At 71.5% G+C, this 16682-nt stretch carries 11 protein-coding genes, 3 pseudogenes and 1 riboswitch; of the genes and pseudogenes, 5 read left to right on the top strand and 9 right to left on the bottom strand.

Annotation, left to right across the window (positions count from 1 at the left end):
* Positions 1-141 precede the first annotated feature (141 nt).
* The 4 genes from AAHZ94_RS36230 to gcvT form a co-directional block, all read right to left on the bottom strand.
* A complete protein-coding gene (locus AAHZ94_RS36230) occupies positions 142-1539 on the bottom strand; it encodes an L-serine ammonia-lyase (protein ID WP_349997868.1) in 1398 nt (465 codons plus the stop codon).
* Positions 1540-1955: 416 nt separating this feature from the next.
* The gene (gene glyA, locus AAHZ94_RS36225; RefSeq protein WP_349997869.1) at positions 1956-3215 is read right to left on the bottom strand and encodes a serine hydroxymethyltransferase; all 1260 of its coding nucleotides are present in this window, start codon (positions 3213-3215) and stop codon (positions 1956-1958) included.
* 45 nt (positions 3216-3260) lie between these two features.
* Positions 3261-3638, bottom strand: coding sequence for a glycine cleavage system protein GcvH (gene gcvH / locus AAHZ94_RS36220; RefSeq protein ID WP_349997867.1), 378 nt, complete (start codon positions 3636-3638; stop codon positions 3261-3263).
* Between the two features lie 172 nt (positions 3639-3810).
* Positions 3811-4947: a glycine cleavage system aminomethyltransferase GcvT gene (gene gcvT / locus AAHZ94_RS36215; protein WP_349997866.1), complete on the bottom strand. Its 1137-nt coding sequence runs from the start codon at positions 4945-4947 to the stop codon at positions 3811-3813.
* A gap of 149 nt (positions 4948-5096) precedes the next feature.
* Positions 5097-5215: riboswitch (glycine riboswitch) on the bottom strand.
* Between the two features lie 507 nt (positions 5216-5722).
* Between gcvT and AAHZ94_RS36210 the strand changes: the two are divergent.
* Together AAHZ94_RS36210 and AAHZ94_RS36205 are read left to right on the top strand one after the other, a co-directional pair.
* A pseudogene (locus AAHZ94_RS36210) lies at positions 5723-6385 on the top strand (AAA family ATPase); the annotation flags it as partial.
* Between the two features lie 630 nt (positions 6386-7015).
* Positions 7016-7492, top strand: a pseudogene (locus tag AAHZ94_RS36205) (SseB family protein); the annotation flags it as partial.
* A 123-nt stretch (positions 7493-7615) separates the two neighbouring features.
* Here the strand turns inward: AAHZ94_RS36205 and AAHZ94_RS36200 are convergent.
* Positions 7616-8854, bottom strand: a pseudogene (locus tag AAHZ94_RS36200) (MFS transporter); the annotation flags it as partial.
* An 87-nt stretch (positions 8855-8941) separates the two neighbouring features.
* Here AAHZ94_RS36200 and AAHZ94_RS36195 point away from each other — a divergent pair.
* Positions 8942-9385 (top strand): MarR family winged helix-turn-helix transcriptional regulator, encoded by a 444-nt coding sequence (locus AAHZ94_RS36195; RefSeq protein ID WP_349997865.1) that lies wholly within the window; start codon positions 8942-8944, stop codon positions 9383-9385.
* Between the two features lie 252 nt (positions 9386-9637).
* Here AAHZ94_RS36195 and AAHZ94_RS36190 read toward each other — a convergent pair whose 3' ends face one another.
* The 3 genes from AAHZ94_RS36190 to AAHZ94_RS36180 form a co-directional block, all read right to left on the bottom strand.
* On the bottom strand, positions 9638-10003 hold the full coding sequence (locus AAHZ94_RS36190; protein ID WP_349997864.1) for a peptidoglycan-binding domain-containing protein: 366 nt from the start codon (positions 10001-10003) through the stop codon (positions 9638-9640).
* A gap of 220 nt (positions 10004-10223) precedes the next feature.
* On the bottom strand, positions 10224-10622 hold the full coding sequence (locus AAHZ94_RS36185) for a peptidoglycan-binding domain-containing protein (RefSeq protein WP_349997863.1): 399 nt from the start codon (positions 10620-10622) through the stop codon (positions 10224-10226).
* A gap of 339 nt (positions 10623-10961) precedes the next feature.
* Positions 10962-14687, bottom strand: a complete 3726-nt coding sequence (locus AAHZ94_RS36180) for an nSTAND1 domain-containing NTPase (RefSeq protein WP_349997862.1) — start codon at positions 14685-14687, stop codon at positions 10962-10964.
* A gap of 374 nt (positions 14688-15061) precedes the next feature.
* On the opposite strand from AAHZ94_RS36180, the gene AAHZ94_RS36175 reads away from it, so the two are divergent.
* Positions 15062-15412, top strand: coding sequence for a hypothetical protein (locus AAHZ94_RS36175; RefSeq protein WP_349997861.1), 351 nt, complete (start codon positions 15062-15064; stop codon positions 15410-15412).
* Between the two features lie 344 nt (positions 15413-15756).
* Entirely contained in the window at positions 15757-16017 is a 261-nt protein-coding gene (locus tag AAHZ94_RS36170) for a VOC family protein (protein WP_349997860.1), read from the top strand.
* A 2-nt stretch (positions 16018-16019) separates the two neighbouring features.
* Here AAHZ94_RS36170 and AAHZ94_RS36165 read toward each other — a convergent pair whose 3' ends face one another.
* Entirely contained in the window at positions 16020-16448 is a 429-nt protein-coding gene (locus AAHZ94_RS36165; protein ID WP_349997858.1) for a condensation domain-containing protein, read from the bottom strand.
* Positions 16449-16682 lie beyond the last annotated feature (234 nt).

The following is a 16682-nucleotide window of genomic DNA, read 5'->3' as shown; positions in this document are numbered from 1 at the left end:
AAAAAAAAGTGGGGGGGGGGGGGGGGGGGCCGCGGCGCCCCCCCCCGCCCCCCGGGGCCCCCCCCCCCCCCCCAACAAAAACCCCCCCCCCCCCCCCCCCCCCCCCGCGGGGGCCGGGGCCCTATCCCCGGACACAACCACTCAGCACTCGATGACATTCACCGCAAGCCCACCCCGAGCCGTCTCCTTGTACTTCACCTTCATATCCGCCCCGGTCTCCTTCATCGTCTTGATGACCTTGTCGAGCGAGACATGGTGGCGGCCGTCGCCGCGCAGGGCCATCCGGGCCGCGGTCACGGCCTTCACCGAGGCCATGCCGTTGCGTTCGATGCACGGGATTTGGACCAGGCCGCCTACCGGGTCGCAGGTCAGACCCAGGTTGTGTTCCATGCCGATCTCGGCCGCGTTCTCCACCTGTTCCGTGGAGCCGCCCAGGACCTCGGCCAGGCCGCCGGCCGCCATCGAGCAGGCCGAGCCGACCTCGCCCTGGCAGCCGACCTCCGCGCCGGAGATGGACGCGTTCTCCTTGAACAGCATGCCGATCGCGCCGGCCGCCAGCAGGAAGCGGACGATGCCGTCCTCCTGCTCGCTCTGGGTCGAGTTCTTCGCGACGAAGTTGACGTAGTAGTGGAGCACGGCGGGGATGATGCCGGCCGCCCCGTTGGTGGGGGCGGTCACCACCCGGCCGCCGGCCGCGTTCTCCTCGTTGACCGCCATCGCGTACAGCGTCACCCACTCCATCGCGTGCGCCGCCGGGTCGCCCTCGGCACGCAGCGCGCGGGCCGCCGTCGCGGCGCGGCGGCGGACCTTGAGGCCGCCGGGCAGGATGCCCTCACGGGACATGCCGCGCGTCACACACGCCTGCATGACCCGCCAGATCTCCAGCAGCCCGGCCCTGATCTCCTCCTCGGTGCGCCACGCCTTCTCGTTCTCCAGCATCAGGCCGGAGATGGAGAGGCCCGTCTCGCGGGAGAGCCGCAGCAGTTCGTCGCCGGTGCGGAACGGGTGGGTGAGCACCGTGTCGTCCAGCTTGATCCGGTCCTCGCCGACCGCGTCCTCGTCCACCACGAAGCCGCCGCCCACCGAGTAGTACGTCTTCTCCAGCAGCGGCAGGCCGTCCGCGTCGTACGCGAAGAGCGTCATGCCGTTCGCGTGGTACGGCAGTGACCTGCGGCGGTGCAGGATCAGTTCGTTCGGCTCGTCGAAGTCGATCTCGTGGTCGGTGCCGATCTCCGCGCCCAGCAGCCGCAGCCGCTTGGTCTGGCGGATGCGCGCGACCTCGTCGTCGGCGCGCTCCACGTCCACGGTCTTCGGCGCGTACCCCTCAAGCCCGAGCAGGACCGCCTTCGGCGTGCCGTGCCCGTGGCCGGTGGCGCCGAGCGAGCCGAAGAGCTCGGCCCGTATGGCGGTGGTGTGGGCGAGGAGGCCCTCGTTCTTCAGGCGGCGTACGAACATCCGCGCCGCGCGCATCGGGCCGACGGTGTGGGAGCTGGAGGGACCGATGCCGATGGAGAAGAGATCGAATACGGAGATGGCCACGGTGGCTGACCCCTTTGTCTGCTCGGTGTGGGTGGTTCGGGAGTGCGGAGGGAGAGAGGGGCGCGGGGGACGGGCGGGTTCCGCGCGTATGGGGCTTGGGAGTGAGATGCCTCGCGGACGGGGCGTGCGGGCGGCCGGACCGGGACGGCCCCGGTGGGATGGGCGGCTGCGCCCCGTGGGCGGCGGAGGGGCGGGCCCCGCTGGCACTGCGGGACCGCTCGTGAGGGGTGCGGGGGGTGACGGAGCGTGGTGAGTACGTGGTGCGTGCGGGTCGGGCGGGGCCGGTGGGCCCGCGGCCGGCGACGGTGGCTCCGCCGCTGGCACGGGCCGGTGGGAGCCCCGTCCGGACGTGACACGGGGCACCGGCCCACTACCAGTGTGCGCGGTGCCCCGTGCAAGACGCCAAGCCGCGGAGATTACAGCGTGGAGTACAGCGGGTGCTTGGCGGCCAGCGCGGTGACCCGCTCACGGAGCGCAGCGGCGTCGTAGGACGGCTTGAGGGCCTCCGCGATGATGTCGGCGACCTCGCGGAAGTCCTCGGTCTGGAAACCGCGGGTGGCCAGCGCCGGGGTGCCGATCCGCAGGCCCGAGGTGATCATCGGGGGGCGCGGGTCGTTCGGGATGGCGTTGCGGTTGACCGTGATGCCGACCTCGTGCAGCCGGTCCTCGGCCTGCTGGCCGTCCAGGTCCGAGTTGCGCAGGTCCACCAGGACCAGGTGCACGTCGGTGCCGCCGGAGAGCACCGCGACGCCCGCCTCGCCGACGTCGGCCTGCGACAGCCGCTCGGCGAGGATGCGGGCACCCTCAAGGGTGCGCTGCTGGCGCTCGGTGAACTCCGGGGACGCCGCCATCTTGAAGGCGACCGCCTTCGCCGCGATGACGTGCTCCAGAGGGCCGCCCTGCTGACCGGGGAAGACCGCCGAGTTGATCTTCTTGGCCAGTTCGGCCGTGGAGAGGATCACACCGCCGCGCGGGCCGCCGAGCGTCTTGTGCGTGGTGGTGGTCACCACGTGCGCGTGCGGCACGGGCGAGGGGTGCAGCCCCGCCGCCACCAGACCGGCGAAGTGCGCCATGTCGACCATCAGGTACGCACCGACCTCGTCGGCGACCTTGCGGAAGGCGGCGAAGTCGAGCTGGCGCGGGTAGGCTGACCAGCCCGCCACGATCAGCTTCGGACGGTGCTCCTTGGCCAGCCGCTCGACCTCGTCCATGTCGACCTGCCCGGTCTGCTCGTCCACGTGGTACGCGACCACGTTGTAGAGCTTGCCGGAGAAGTTGATCTTCATGCCGTGGGTCAGGTGCCCGCCGTGCGCCAGGTTCAGGCCCATGATCGTGTCGCCCGGCTTGAGCAGCGCGAACATCGCCGCCGCATTGGCCTGGGCACCGGAGTGCGGCTGCACGTTGGCCGCCTCGGCGCCGAACAGCGCCTTGATGCGGTCGATGGCGATCTGCTCGATGACATCCACGTGCTCGCAGCCGCCGTAGTAGCGGCGGCCGGGGTAGCCCTCGGCGTACTTGTTGGTGAGGACCGAGCCCTGGGCCTCCAGGACGGCGACCGGAGCGAAGTTCTCCGACGCGATCATCTCCAGGGTGGACTGCTGGCGGTGGAGCTCGGCGTCGACAGCGGCGGCGACGTCCGGGTCGAACTCGTGGAGGGAACTGTTAAAAGGCGACATCGACATCCCGATCAGATCAGAGTCGTCAGGGCGGTGGAAGGTTGCTCAGTTGCCGGTGAAGGCGGTGTATTCGTCGGCCGACAGCAGGTCGTCCGGCTCGCTCGACACCTTGACCTTGAAGAGCCAGCCACCCTCGAAGGGGGCCGTGTTCACCAGCGATGGATCGTCCACGACGTCCTGGTTGACCTCGGTGATCTCGCCCGATACCGGCGCGTACAGGTCGCTGACCGACTTGGTCGACTCCAGCTCACCGCAGGGTTCGCCCGCGGTGACCTCCGAGCCCACCTCGGGGAGCTGGACGTAGACGACATCGCCGAGCGCACCTGCCGCGTGCTCGGTGATGCCGACCGTCGACGCGCCGTCCGTGGCGGCCGACAGCCACTCGTGCTCCTTGCTGTAGCGAAGCTGCTGGGGGTTGCTCATGACCTGATTCTCCTGTACGCGATGGCGTGCTCGTGCGAGGGGGTGGGAAAACGGGTGGAACGGCCCAAAGGGGAACGGCTCAAAGCCGCCGGAACCCATTGCGCCGTTGCGAAAGGGATGCCCGGTACGGCCGTGGCCGGCGGCAGCGGCTGGCGCTGGCGCCCGTGGGCGGCTAGCGCTGGCGCTTGTAGAAGGGGAGCGCGACGACCTCGTACGGCTCGTGCGTGCCGCGGATGTCGACGGCCACGCCCTCGGTGCCGGGGGCGGCGTGCGCCGCGTCCACGTAGGCGATGGCGATCGGCTTGCCGAGGGTGGGGGAGGGGGCGCCCGAGGTGACCTCGCCGATCACCGTGCCGTCCGCGGCCACCCCCGAGAAGCCGGCGCGCGGCACCCGACGGCCGGTGGCGATCAGGCCGACCAGCTTGCGCGGCGGGGCCTGCTCGGCCCGCTCGGCCGCCGCAGCCAGCGGCTCGCGGCCCACGAAGCGGCCCTCGTTCGTCGTCTTCTCGAACTTCACCACGCGCCCCAGACCCGCGTCGAACGGGGTGGTCGACGTCGTCAGCTCGTGCCCGTACAGCGGCATGCCCGCCTCAAGGCGCAGCGTGTCGCGGCAGGCCAGGCCGCAGGGGATCAGCCCGACCTGCTCGCCGGCCGCGGTCAGCGCCTGCCACAGCGGCTCGGCGTCGCCGGGGGCCACGAACAGCTCGAAGCCGTCCTCGCCGGTGTACCCGGTACGGGCGATCAGCGCGGGTACGCCCGCGACGGTGCCCGGCAGGCCCGCGTAGTACTTGAGCCCGTCCAGGTCGGCGTCGGTCAGCGACTTCAGGATGCCCGGGGCCTCGGGGCCCTGCACGGCGAGCAGCGCGTAGGCGTCGCGGTCATCGCGCACGGAGACCTCGAAGCCGGCGGCGCGCTCGGTCAGCGCGTCCAGCACCACCTGGGCGTTGGAGGCGTTGGCGACCACCAGGTACGTCTGGTCGGCGAGCCGGTAGACGATCAGGTCGTCCAGGATGCCGCCGTCGGCGTCGCAGATCATCGTGTACCGGGCGCGGCCGACGGCCACCGACGACAGGTTGCCGACCAGCGCGAAGTCCAGCGCGTCGGCGGCCTGCGGACCGGTCAGGGTGATCTCGCCCATGTGGGAGAGGTCGAAGAGGCCGGCGCGGGTGCGGACGGCGGTGTGCTCCTCGCGCTCACTGCCGTAGCGCAGCGGCATGTCCCAGCCCGCGAAGTCGGTCATGGTGGCGCCGAGCGCGCGGTGGGTCGCGTCCAGGGCGGTGCGGCGCGGAGAATCGGGCAGGCTGCTCATCGGTTGCGGACTCCCAAGGGTGGGCAGGGCTGGCGAGGACATCCTCCCCATCTGTCATCGGAACCTGAGAGGTTCGCCATGACCCCTGGCGTGGGGCCCGGCTTGCACCTTGGGTGGAGCCGTAGGAACGGCTCGCTTTTCAGATCTGCCTCGTCCACGCGGTATCGGGGCCTGAGAGATTCAAGGGAGGACTTGCTCCTTCGGCGTCCCGGGCGGCGGGTGATCGCGGGGATCACCGCAGGTCCAGGAACTCTCCCGCATGGATTCGAGCGGCCGGTATGCAGTTGCGCGCACATCATGACACGGACGGCCGTGCGATGGACCCCCGGTCCGGCATCCGATTCACTGTGGGGTTCATTACCTCTTCTTTACACTCGGTGGACACGAACCGTGGTGACCGCCGCCGTTGCGCTCGGGGAGGATGATCACGTTGCAGGGTCAGGGCATGCAGGCGGGGCCCGAGGTGCCCGCGCTGGTACCACCTCCAGCTTCCTCCTCTTCGCTGCCGCCGCCACCCGTGCGGCACCGCGAGCGGCACCCGGGGGAGACGTTGCCGATGGGGCGCGGGCCGACCGTCATCGATCTGCGCGGTGGGGGGTGGCGCCGGGTGGAGCCCGCGGGCCCGGCGCCCGTTGCCCAGGAGCCCGTCGTCCCGGGACTCGCCGCTTCGGCTCCGCGCCCGGTCCCGCGCCCGACCACCGTTCCTCGCTCTCGCGAGAGTGGTGCGGTTCCCCGTTCCCGTGCGGGGGGTGCGGCCCCTCGCTCTCACGAAGGCGGTGCCGCCCCGGCCGCCCCAGCAGTACCAGCCCGGGCGGGCTCCGCCACCCCAGCCACTCCCGCGGCGCCGGTCGCCCCACCCCCCGCGGCGCGGCCGGACGGGCCCGGTCCAGTGCGGGAGCTGCGGTACGCCACCGGGGACCTGCTGGTCGTCTCCGGGCTGCCCGGCAGCGGCAAGAGCACCCTGATGAGCCGGGTGCTGTTAGGCCGGGGCGCCGCCGGCGGCCCGGTGTGGCGGGTGGACTCGCAGGACACCAGGGACCGCTGGCAGCGGATGATGCCCGGCTGGGTCGGCTACCCCGTCTACCGGCCACTGGTGCGCCTGGCGCACTACGCGGGGCTGCGCCGCGCCGTGCGCTCCGGGGCCAGCGTCGTCGTCCACGACTGCGGCACCCTGCCCTGGGTGCGCCACTGGCTGGCCCGCGGCGCCCGCCGCCGCGGCGCCGCGTTGCACCTGGTGCTGCTGGACGTGGACCCCGGCCTTGCGCTGGCCGGGCAGGCGGCCCGGGGCCGCAGGGTCTCCGCGTACGCCTTCCGCAGGCACCGGGCCGCGGCGGCCCGGCTGCGCACCCGCGCCCTGACCGGCAGCCCGCCGCCGGGCTGCGCGTCGACCGTGCTCCTGGACCGCGCGGCGGCCGGGGCCCTGGCCGCGATCACCTTCGATTCCGATGAGACCGATGAGACCTCGGACACGGCTTGTTGCGGCGCCGGCTGTGACGCCGCGTGCGACGCGACTTCCGGTACGGGGTGCGGTGCTGCCTGCGGCACGACGTGCGGCACCGCCTGTGATGCGCCTTTCGATCCGGGTCGCGGGGCCGCCCGCGACTGAGCCGGTGAGGCGGCGGGCCACGGGGCCCTCGGCTGCTGCGCCGCGGGTGACACAGCGGCACAGCGGCATGGCGGTGGGGCGGGGGCCCCATGAGCCGGGCGTCAGGAGGGGTGGGGCGGCCATGCGGCGGGGCCGTGATCCGGGCAGCCGGAACTGGGGCGACCGGGCCACGGGGCCGTGATCCGGGCAGCCGGGCAGCCGGGCGACCGGGCCGTCGCTCGGGGAGTCGCGGCCGGCACGGCAGCACGGGGATCGGGCCTGGCACGGGTGCGGGAGAGAGGTGGGAGCGCGCCCGCGCACCCCCGGTGACCGGGCGGGCAACGGGGGCGCACCCTGCGGCGTCCTCCCCCGGGAGGCCACCCGCCGCACACCGTTTACCGTGCGGGTGGCGGGCGGGCCAGCGGTGTCGTACGGAGCCGTTAAGGTGCGTAGGCAGGTCGGACGAGACGGCGGTTGGACGAGATGAGCATCCCTGAGCGACACGAAACCACCCCGGCTGCCGGCGGTTTCCCGTGCAACGAACTCGAAGAGGTGCTGGCCGCCTCGCGCGCGCTGGGACCCGAGGGGCAGCAGCAGGCCGCGGCCGGCGCCCGCATCGTCGAGGTCCTCGCGCGCAGCCCGATATGGGTGCCGTTGCCCCGCGGCGGGGACCAGACCAGCCCGCACCTGGACCTGGCCACCATCGAGTTGGACGGCGCCGCCTACGTCCCGGTCTTCAGCTCCGAAGCACAGCTCCAGCAGGTGACCGGCGGCCGGCTGTCCTTCACCGTCGCCCCGGCCGTCGAGTTCGCCCGCGGCCTGCCGCCGCAGGTCGGCATCGCGATCAACCCGGGCGGCGCGGGGGGCGCCCCCCCGCCCCCCCCCCCCCGGCGCGGGGGGGGGCGGGGGGGGGCCCCCCCCCCCCGCGGCGCGGTCGGGCGGAAACCCGGCGAGGGCGGCGGCGACCACACAGAAGCCGGCGGAGACCCACAGCACCGAGGTGTAGCCACCCTCCGCAGGGTGACCGTCGCCGCCGGCCTGGGCGGCCAGCACGGTGGCGGCGAGCGCACTGCCAAGCGAGAAGCCGGTGAAGCGGACCACCTGGTAGAAACCCAGGGCGCTGCCCGTCTCCCGGGCGGGGACGGCCCGTACGATCAGGCCGGGGATCGCGGCGAAGGTGGTGCCGAGGCCCACGCCCAACACACCCGTCATGACGAACGCCTGCCACAGGGCACCGTGGAAGACGGCGAAGAACCCACACCCCACCGCGGCCACCAGACAGCCGAGCACCAACACCGCCCGTATCCCCATGCGGGCCACCAGGGCGGGCAGGGCGCGGGAGCTGGCCAGCATGAAGACGGACAGCGGGATGAGGACGAGGCCGGCCACGACGGCCGACGCGGAGAACCCGAACCCACCCGAGCGGGGGGACTGCACGAACTCCGTCACCCCCGAAAGCACCATGTACATCGCGATGCCCAGCACCAGGGCACAGGCATCGGCGGAGAGCACCGAAGGGTGACGCAGCAGACGCAGTTGGACCAGCGGATGCTCGGCGCGCAACTGCTGCCGGACCCACCCCGCGCCGAGCACGACCCCGGCCACCAGCAGGCTGACGACCGCCGGTGAGCCCCAACCCCACCGGGTCCCCTCCGCCACCGCCACCAGTACGGTGACCAGCGCCAGGGCGAGCAGTGCGGCGCCCACCCAGTCGAGCGGGTCGAGGGCGCCGCGCCGCGCGCTCGACGGCAGGACCACGGCGGTACACAGCAGCGCAAGGCCCGACACGACCGCGCCGAACCAGTACGCACCCGCCAGCCCCCACACGTCGGCCACCCACCCACTGATCGGGTAACCCGCACCGAGGCCGGCGCCGGCCGACACCGACAGCAGCGCGATCATGGGCGCCACCTCGGCCTTGGGCAGCTCGTCCCGCGCGGTGGCCATCGCCAACGGTGCGAGGCCGAGGCCGACGCCCTGCAACCCACGGCCGACAAGCAGCAGCCCGAGCCCACCGCCCCAGCCACTGGCCAGGGCGGCCACGACGCCGCCCACCGTGACCACGGCCAAGCCGCCGAGTAGCGTCACCCGCCGCCGCGGCCCGTCGCCGAGCCGGCCAAGGACCGGGGAGCTCGCCGCGCCGACCAGCAGCGCCACGGTCAGCGACCACTGCGCCGTACTTAGCGACGCATGGAACTCGTGGGCGACGGTGGGGATCAGCGGTGCCCCGAACGAGCTGATGAGGCTGGAGACCAGCGTGGCCAGCACCAGCACGGGACCGATCAGTGCGCTACGACGCTGCTTGGTCAGTACATGACTCATGACCACGAAACCCCCAGAAGAAGTGCGTGCGACTTGCACGCAATAACCTACCCCCCAACCCGTGCGTTTCGCACGTATTATTGCCGGATGGCGAACACAGGCTTGGCGCGCGACCTGGAACAGGCACTGGGACAGTTGCTGCTGCGGCGCAACCGGAGCGCGCTCTACGACGCGGTCCTGGACGAGGCGCCGCCGGGCGTCGACCGGCAGACCTACCGGGTGCTCAGCGGTTTGGCCAGGCTCGGACCGCAATCGGCGGCGCGCCTGGCCGACGAGGTGGGCATCGACCGGTCCGGCGCGAGCCGCTACGCCGACCGCCTCGAAACCGCGGGCCTCATCGAACGCGGCCCCGACCCCCACGACGGCCGCGCCACCCTGCTCTCCCTGACCGCGAAGGGCCGCACCACGGTCGCAGGGCTGCGCGACGCGCTGACCCGACACCTCGAAGACCGGATCGCGGACTGGCCCGAGGGCCAGGCGCAGGCGCTGATCGACGGCATTCACCTGCTCATCGATGTGCCCCGGGAGTGATCCGCTGACGGTCGAGGGGCGGGCGCCCTCGACATCGAACGTCGGCGTCGTACGAGCCGCCGCTCATCGCATCGCGCCGCGCACTTCTCGTACGTCCGCTCGTGGCGCCCTCGCCCACCGTCTGGGGGAGGACGCCGCAGCACGGCCATCCCCGCGAACCCCCGGCCAAGCCGGTTCCGTGCGGCCCTGGCGCCGCTGACGAGAGCCCCAGCCGGGCACCTGCCGGCTGGGGTGGTTGATGCGCGGTATGGGTCAACTGCGCAGCTTCTTCCACGTGTTGGGACCGACGATGCCGTCCGCCTTGAGACCGTGGTCACGCTGGAATGCCTTTAGCGCCTTCTCGGTGGCTTCGTCGAAGTAGCCGTGGATCGGGCCGGTGTAGTAGCCCTGCTCCTTCAGCAGACATTGAAGTTGCCTCACGGCGCTGCCTTGGTCGCCGAGCCGGAGGGGTCCGACTCCGTGGTGGTAGCCGCAGTAGTGACGGCCGGTGGCCGAATGCTGACCGTCCTGAGTGGTGGTGGGGTGGGAAGTCGGAGTCGCGTTGGCGGAGGTGCTTCCGATGAGTAGGAGTGAGCCGGCGAGAGCGGCGGGTACGAGTGCGCGGAGTGCCTTCGCCATGTGTGGATGCCCCTTTGGGTTGTGGGTGGTGAGCACCCGGAGTCGTTCGGGCCGCCGTGTGCGTGGTGTCGTTGGACGGACGGATGGTGCGGGTGTGGTCCGGCCGGGGCTTCACCCCGGCCGGACCGTGCGCCCGATCACTGCCCAGCCGTGATCACCTGTCGATGCGCTAGGTGACTACGCCTGGGGCAGCCCCCCCGGGAGGGCGCACCATGGGGAATCAGCCGCGCAGCTTCTTCCACGTGTCGGGGCCGACGATGCCGTCCGGCTTGAGACCGTGGCCATTCTGGAACGCCTTCACCGCATTCCTGGTGTCCTTCCCGAAGTCACCGTCGATGCCTGACGAACCGACGCTGTAGCCCCAGACGTCACGCAGCAGAGCCTGGATCTCCTTCACGTGGTTACCGCGGTCGCCGTAGTCGGCGTACTTCGAACCCTTGTGGTAGCCGCAGTAGTAGCCGATGCTGCCGTAGATGCAGCGGGAGCTGAGCGTGGACTGGCCGTCCTCGGTAGCGGCGGCCGGGCTCGAAACCGGGGCGGCCGTGGCGGAGGCGACCCCGCCGAGGAGGAGCGCGCCGGCGAGGGCGGCGGGGACGAGCGCACGCATCGTCTTGGTCATGGGTGTCGTATCCCTTTCGGTGATGGGTGGCACAGCGCCCGGAAGCAGTACAGGGCGTTCCGGGTGCTGAAGGTCATCGGACGGGCCGTACGGGCACGAAGACCGTCCCGCTCGCAGCCGGACGCTGCGCTGGCCGATCCGCTGACATCACCGAGCTTTCTCCGGCCACCATTGATTAGCACCCCCCTCACCTGGGACTTTTCAATTCCCGAGCGGACCTGCTCGCCACGCGCAGCCATCCACCAGCCCTCCACGACGGCCGGACACCGGCCCCACCAGCACCTTCCGAGCACCGCACCGGGACCGAAGCTCCCCGCCGACGGAACCGCCTCGGGCCGATCAACAGGTCCTGCGGTACGGAATCCCCGGCAGGTACTTCTTCCAGTCCGCGCGGGAGAGCCCCGAGCCGGCGCGGGTACAGACCTGCCGGGCCGCCTCGGCAGGAGCGATGTCGTACGCGCGGACCCGTACGTGCGAGCCCGCCACGTACAGCACGGTGCCGTTCTGGTTGAAGGCGAGCGCCCGCGGGAGGTCGCCCGGAGTGGGCAGGGGAGAGCCGAGCGGACGGCTTGAGGCCACGTCCCAGAGCTGCACGGTGCCGTCGCTCCCGGCCACCGCCAGGGTGTTGCCGTCCGGCGAGAAGGCGAGCGCGGTGACGGCCTCGCCGGGCGTGGTGCCCATCACCCCCAGCCGATCACGCACCCCGCCGTTCCACACGCTGACGTGCCCCCGGGCGTCACCCGCCGCGAAGCGCGCCCCGTCCGGGCTGAAGGCCAGCACGTCGGCGATGTCGTCGCCGAGGGCGCGGTAATGCGTCTGTGCCGTACACGGGTTGGTCACCTGGCCCTGCCCGGTGACGAGCAGGTGCTGGTCACCGCGGAGGGCCAGGCCCGTGACGGGCGTGTTCCGCAGCGTCCGGAGGCGCTTGTTCCGCGGTACGTCCCAGACCTCGACGTCCTCGCGCGCGCCCGACCGGGCCACGTACAGGGTGCGGCCGTCGGGGCTCATGGCCAGTGAGTGAACTGAGGTCATGTCGTCTCGGTCGGGCCGGATGACGATGCTCGCACTCCTGCGGCGTGCCGATACGTCCCAGACAGTGATGCGTTGACCGGCGGAAGCGTCGGGGGCGGTACTGCTTCGGGCGTATGCGAAGAAGCGGCCGTCAGCGCTCAGTGCCATCGCGTTGATGCAGTCGACGTCCTCCACACCTTCCGACGGGGCATCGAGATCCGCACCGTCGACGGTGAGCTTCTCCTCGCTGGCGCGCGGTTCCTGGGCTTGGGACCCGTCGGACGCTGCCTCGGGGTCGGCCGAATCGACGGGGCACGGCTGTTCCGGCATCGTGAGCAAGGACCGGCCGGTCCGGGTGTCCCAGAGGGTGAGGTTCCGCTCGCCCACCGCCTTCCGCGGGGCGCGCAGAGTCGCCAACGTCTGGCCGTCCCGGGAGAACAGCGCGGCATCCGTTGGCCACCGGCGCCAGCCGGCCGTGGTGACCTGGCCCAGCGCCAAGGACCGTACATCCGTACGCGAGCTGTCGAGGTAGCGGATCACCCCCGCGGCAAAGTCGATCTCGTAGTGATCAGCGGTCTGGTTCTTGAGGGTGTGACGGAAAACCGGAGTGATGTTGGGCAGCGCGAAGCGCCACATCAGGACGTGACCCTCTTCGTTGACCGACGTCATGAAGGTGCCGTCCGGGCTGAACCGCATGTCGGCCTGCTCCTCCGCTCCCCGGGCAGCGAGCTCGCGTCCCGAGGCGACGTCCAACACCCGCATGCCACCGGGACCGTCGAACACGAGGGTGGCGTTGTCCGGTGAGAACGTGAGCCGGCTCCGCGAGCACGAGCCCCAGCCGTACTTGGCCGTCCACGGCAGGTCCAGTGGGGTGTGGCGGGCGACGTCCCAGATCCGCAGGGGGTGCTGGGCGCTGCACTCCGCCAGTCGCCGCCCGTCCGTGCTGATCGCCGAATACGAGGCACCCCCGTCACCACCACCGACCGGAACGCGCAGCCGCAGCCGCAGCGTCGCCACGTCCCACACCTGCACCTCGCGCGCGCCACTCGTCACAAGGCTGCGCCCGTCTCCGCTGAACGCGGCGGTCACCGGCTGCTCCGTGGGCAGGGTGGCCACCATCCGGCCGGCGCGGATGTCCCACACCCTGAGGGTGTCCTCACTGCCGAGGACCAAGGTCCGACCATCCGGACTGATCACATCCTCATCAGGTCCGGACAACCGCTCGCCGGGCCCCGGATAGACGTGGGTGAGGCGGTGGGTGCGCAGGTCCCAGACGCGCACGTGGTCACCGGAGGCCGACACCAGGGTCCGCCCGTTGCCGGTGATGCGGCGGACGGTGGAGCGGGCGTCGCGTTCCGGAACCCTGAAGACGTCCCGCTCCCGGGTGTTGAGCGCCGCCAGCACCGCCGACCGGGTCTCGACGGTGGGGGCGAGCCGCCAGGCCGCGACGCTCAGCCTGGCTGCCGTGACCGGATCGGTGGGGTGCAGGCTGTCGGCCATCGCGGCGATCCGCTGGGCCTCGGACTCACGGTGGCGGCGCTCACCGGTACGGGACTGTTGCCAGGCGGCGGCACCCGCGATGAGCGCGAGGACGAGAAGGGTGGCGAGGACGGCCAGCAGGGCACGGCGATGTCGGAGCTCCCTGCTGCGGGTGGTACGACCAGCGGACAGGAACTCCTGCTCCATGGGCGTCAGCGGCTCACCCACCAGGTGCTCGTCGGCCATCGCCAGCCGCGTACCCCGGTACAGGGCCCCCGCGTCCCGGTCCAAGTCCACCCAAGCGTGCGCGGCCTCGGTCAGGCGCCGATGGACGTGCAGCCGCTCGCGTGCCTCCTCGACCCAGGCGTGCAGTCGGGGCCAGGACGTGATGAGCGCCTCGTGTACGAGGTCGACGGTGTTCTCATCGAGGATGATGAGACGGGCCCGGGCCAAGTGGTCGAGTACCAGGGCCACTTCGTCGGCCGGTGCGAAGCTCAGTTCCGTACGGTCGAGAGGGCGACGGGTGTCCGGTGAACCCTCACCGGGCGTGATCAGCCGCAGCAGTATGAGGCGGGCCAACTCGGCCTGATCGGCGGAGAACCCGGCGTAGACCTCCTCGGCGGTCTTCGCGATCGCCCCGTGCACCCGGCCTGCCGCTTCGTACGCCTGCACCGTAAGGACTCGGCCGCGTCGGCGCCGCCACGTCTCGCGCAAACAGTGGGAGAGCAGGGGCAGGCCGCCCGGTTCGCGGCCCACTTCTTCAACGAGACGGGCCGTCAGTTCACGCTCCACGATCAGCCCGGCGAGCTGCGCCGGACGGACGATGACCTCGCGCAACTCGGCCGGGCTCATCGGCCCCACCAGCAGGTTCGCATCCCGCAGCGCATCAGCGAGGGCTTGGTGCTCGGCGCAGCGCCCGTAGAAGTCAGCCCGTACGGCGATCACGACGCGCAGCCGGCTGTCCGGCTGCCGCGCGGTGAGCAGCGCGGCAAGGAACTCGGCGCGCTCGTCGGGGTCCCGGCACAGTGTGAAGACCTCCTCGAACTGGTCCACGACGACAACGGTGTGCCCCGCCGTGCCCTGGGGACGCAACGCCCGTGCGTGGCTGCGCATCGGGTGTTCCCCGGGGGTCAGGATGCGGATCGCCGCCGGGGGACCTTCCGCGGTGCGCAGCGCGGGGACCAACCCGGCGCGCAGGAGGGACGACTTGCCGCTGCCGGACGGCCCGAAGACCGCGGCGAAGCGCTGGGCGAGCATGAGCTCACACAGCTCGGCGACGAGCGCGGTGCGCCCGAAGAACCGTTCGTGATCACCGGGTTCGAACCGGTCCAGACCCTGATACGGCGATGGCGCGTCCGCATCCTCTTCCTCGCGGTCGGGCACCTCCTGAGCCGCTTCCTGCCAGCGCCGCTGCCACTCGTCCTGGTCGCCGTCGCACGCCCGCACGTAGGCCAACGCCACGGCCAGCGAAGGCAGTTGTTCTCCGGATGCGGCCTGCGACAGCGAAGTCGCCGAGTAGCCGGCGCTGCGCGCCATCTCCCGATAGGTGGGACCGCCCGCATCCCGCCGAAGCATCCGTAACGCGTACGCAAATCGTTGGACCGGCCCCGCAGCCGGATCGACTGCTCTTTCGCGGCGCCCCATCGCGCTCCCCCGTATGTCTTCATGGCGCTTCGTGCTGTTGTGTGTAGAGTCCCGGCCACGTTAAGAACGCGCCGGCGGGCCCGACAAGTGTGATTCTGGCCTGCCCGGGGGAAGACGCCTCGCCCATGACCGGGCCGCGGCTCGCCGTGCAACCCTCCGACCACGGTGCGCCGGTACTACGGCAACGCGACGGATGCTTGCCCCGACCGACCGGGCAGACCACGCACCCAACCAGGCACCGTACGGAGCCGAACCCTCCACCACCCACTAACCTCTCCCACATGTCTGGGAGTCGACTTGGTCGGTTGAGTCTTCGCGCTGATGCGCTCTACTGCTTGCTCGTCGGGTTGCTGGTCGCCTCGACCGCGCCGCTGACCGCCACTGCGGTGCGGCTACCGGAAAGCATCGTGCTCGGCATCGGCCTGACCGTCGTGGTCTGGGCCGGCCTCGTGTGGCGGCTCAGCCTTCGCCCGGCGGCGGGAGGGCTCCGCCTGGTATTCGTGGCGAACGTCGTCGCGGCCGGTGCGCTGGCCGTGGCGTCGGCCACCGCGGCGAGCGTCCTCGCCCTGCTCACCCTCGCAACGGTCGCCGCAGACGTCGCAGGATTCGCCGGCAGCCAGGTCCTCGCCCTCCGGCGACTGACCCGCGAACCGTGATGTGGGCTGGGTTGGAGTGGAGGTCGCGGGAGGCGCCGCGCGGAGGTAGGGAGTAGGGGAGGGCGTCGTGGAGCGGGGTGCCTGGCGCGGCACAACCACGCAGCAACCGGCCCCTCCCACCCGCACCACCAACCAACGAACCCCGCGGCCAAGGCTCGCGCGAACACGCCACCCTGCGCCGCTCCCTCGGGAACGCCCTCTAACCCTGTGCCGCTCCGTCGACAGACAGCGGTGCTCGACCGCGCTCCCGGCCGGTGCCACCCATCCCGTGTCGTGCATCTCCGGTCGCCCCGAGGCCCGGGCGTCGGGCATACACAACCACGTACGACCCTACGATGAGCGGTATGGCGACCGAAGCAACTCAACTCCCTTCATCCGTATGGCCAGTTCTGCACTACGACGACACGAGGGCGGCCCTGCGCTTCCTGGTCGACGTGTTGGGCTTCGCCGAGGTGGTCGCCGCGCCGGATGAGCACGGTGAGGTCGGGCACGCCGAGTTGCGCTGGCCCGGGGGTGGCGCGCTCGTGTTCGGGTCGACCCGACATGCGGACAGCGTGCACGGGCGGATGCGGGCCGGGACCAGCGCGGTCTACGTGCCGTGGTGAGGTCATGGGCCAGTGGGGCCATCGACCAGCCGTCCGCAGCGATGTGATGGTTCACCAGAGCCAGCACGTGTTCCTGCTTGGCCACTGCGAACAGCCCGGCCCGCGGGTATCTCGGTCGCCAGATCGAAGGGCCGAGCGGCCAGCTCGGTGATCCGGTCGGTGAAGTCCACTGGCCCGGCCTTGGTGATGGTCACATCGATCCGGGCATCACCCGGCTCGATGATGTGCTGGTAGGGCATGTCGTCTCGGTCGATGAAGACCGTGCGCAGCGGTTCGTGCCGGTCGATCAGGTCCTGGGGCGCTGCGACGAGCGCGGAACGGTCGAGCGCACCGGTTGGCCGCAGTACCGCCGGCATGTTGTAGGTCGCGTTGGGGCCTTCCAACCGGTTGAGGAACCACAGTCGCTGCTGTGCATGCGAGAGCGGGATCATCGAATCTCCTCCGTCTGCGCCCGTGGTCACAGCACGTTCGCGGCTCTTCCGTCACCCTCACTGGTGGTGTGTTCCAGCGCTTGGGCCCACGCGCCTCGCGCATGCTTCATCAGCTGTGTGCCCACCCCGCGTCCAGGATGAGGGGAGGCGGGTCTCCCCGGCTCACCTCGCCAGCTCTCCTCGCCCGAAGGTCACCGAGACGTGCGTATGTGCGCTGTGCGGACAACTGCAGAG

This window comes from Streptomyces sp. HSW2009 (assembly GCF_040240285.1).
Classification (GTDB): domain Bacteria; phylum Actinomycetota; class Actinomycetes; order Streptomycetales; family Streptomycetaceae; genus Streptomyces.
Note: the sequence above shows the minus strand (reverse complement) of the source record. Positions and strands in the feature narration are given on the sequence as shown.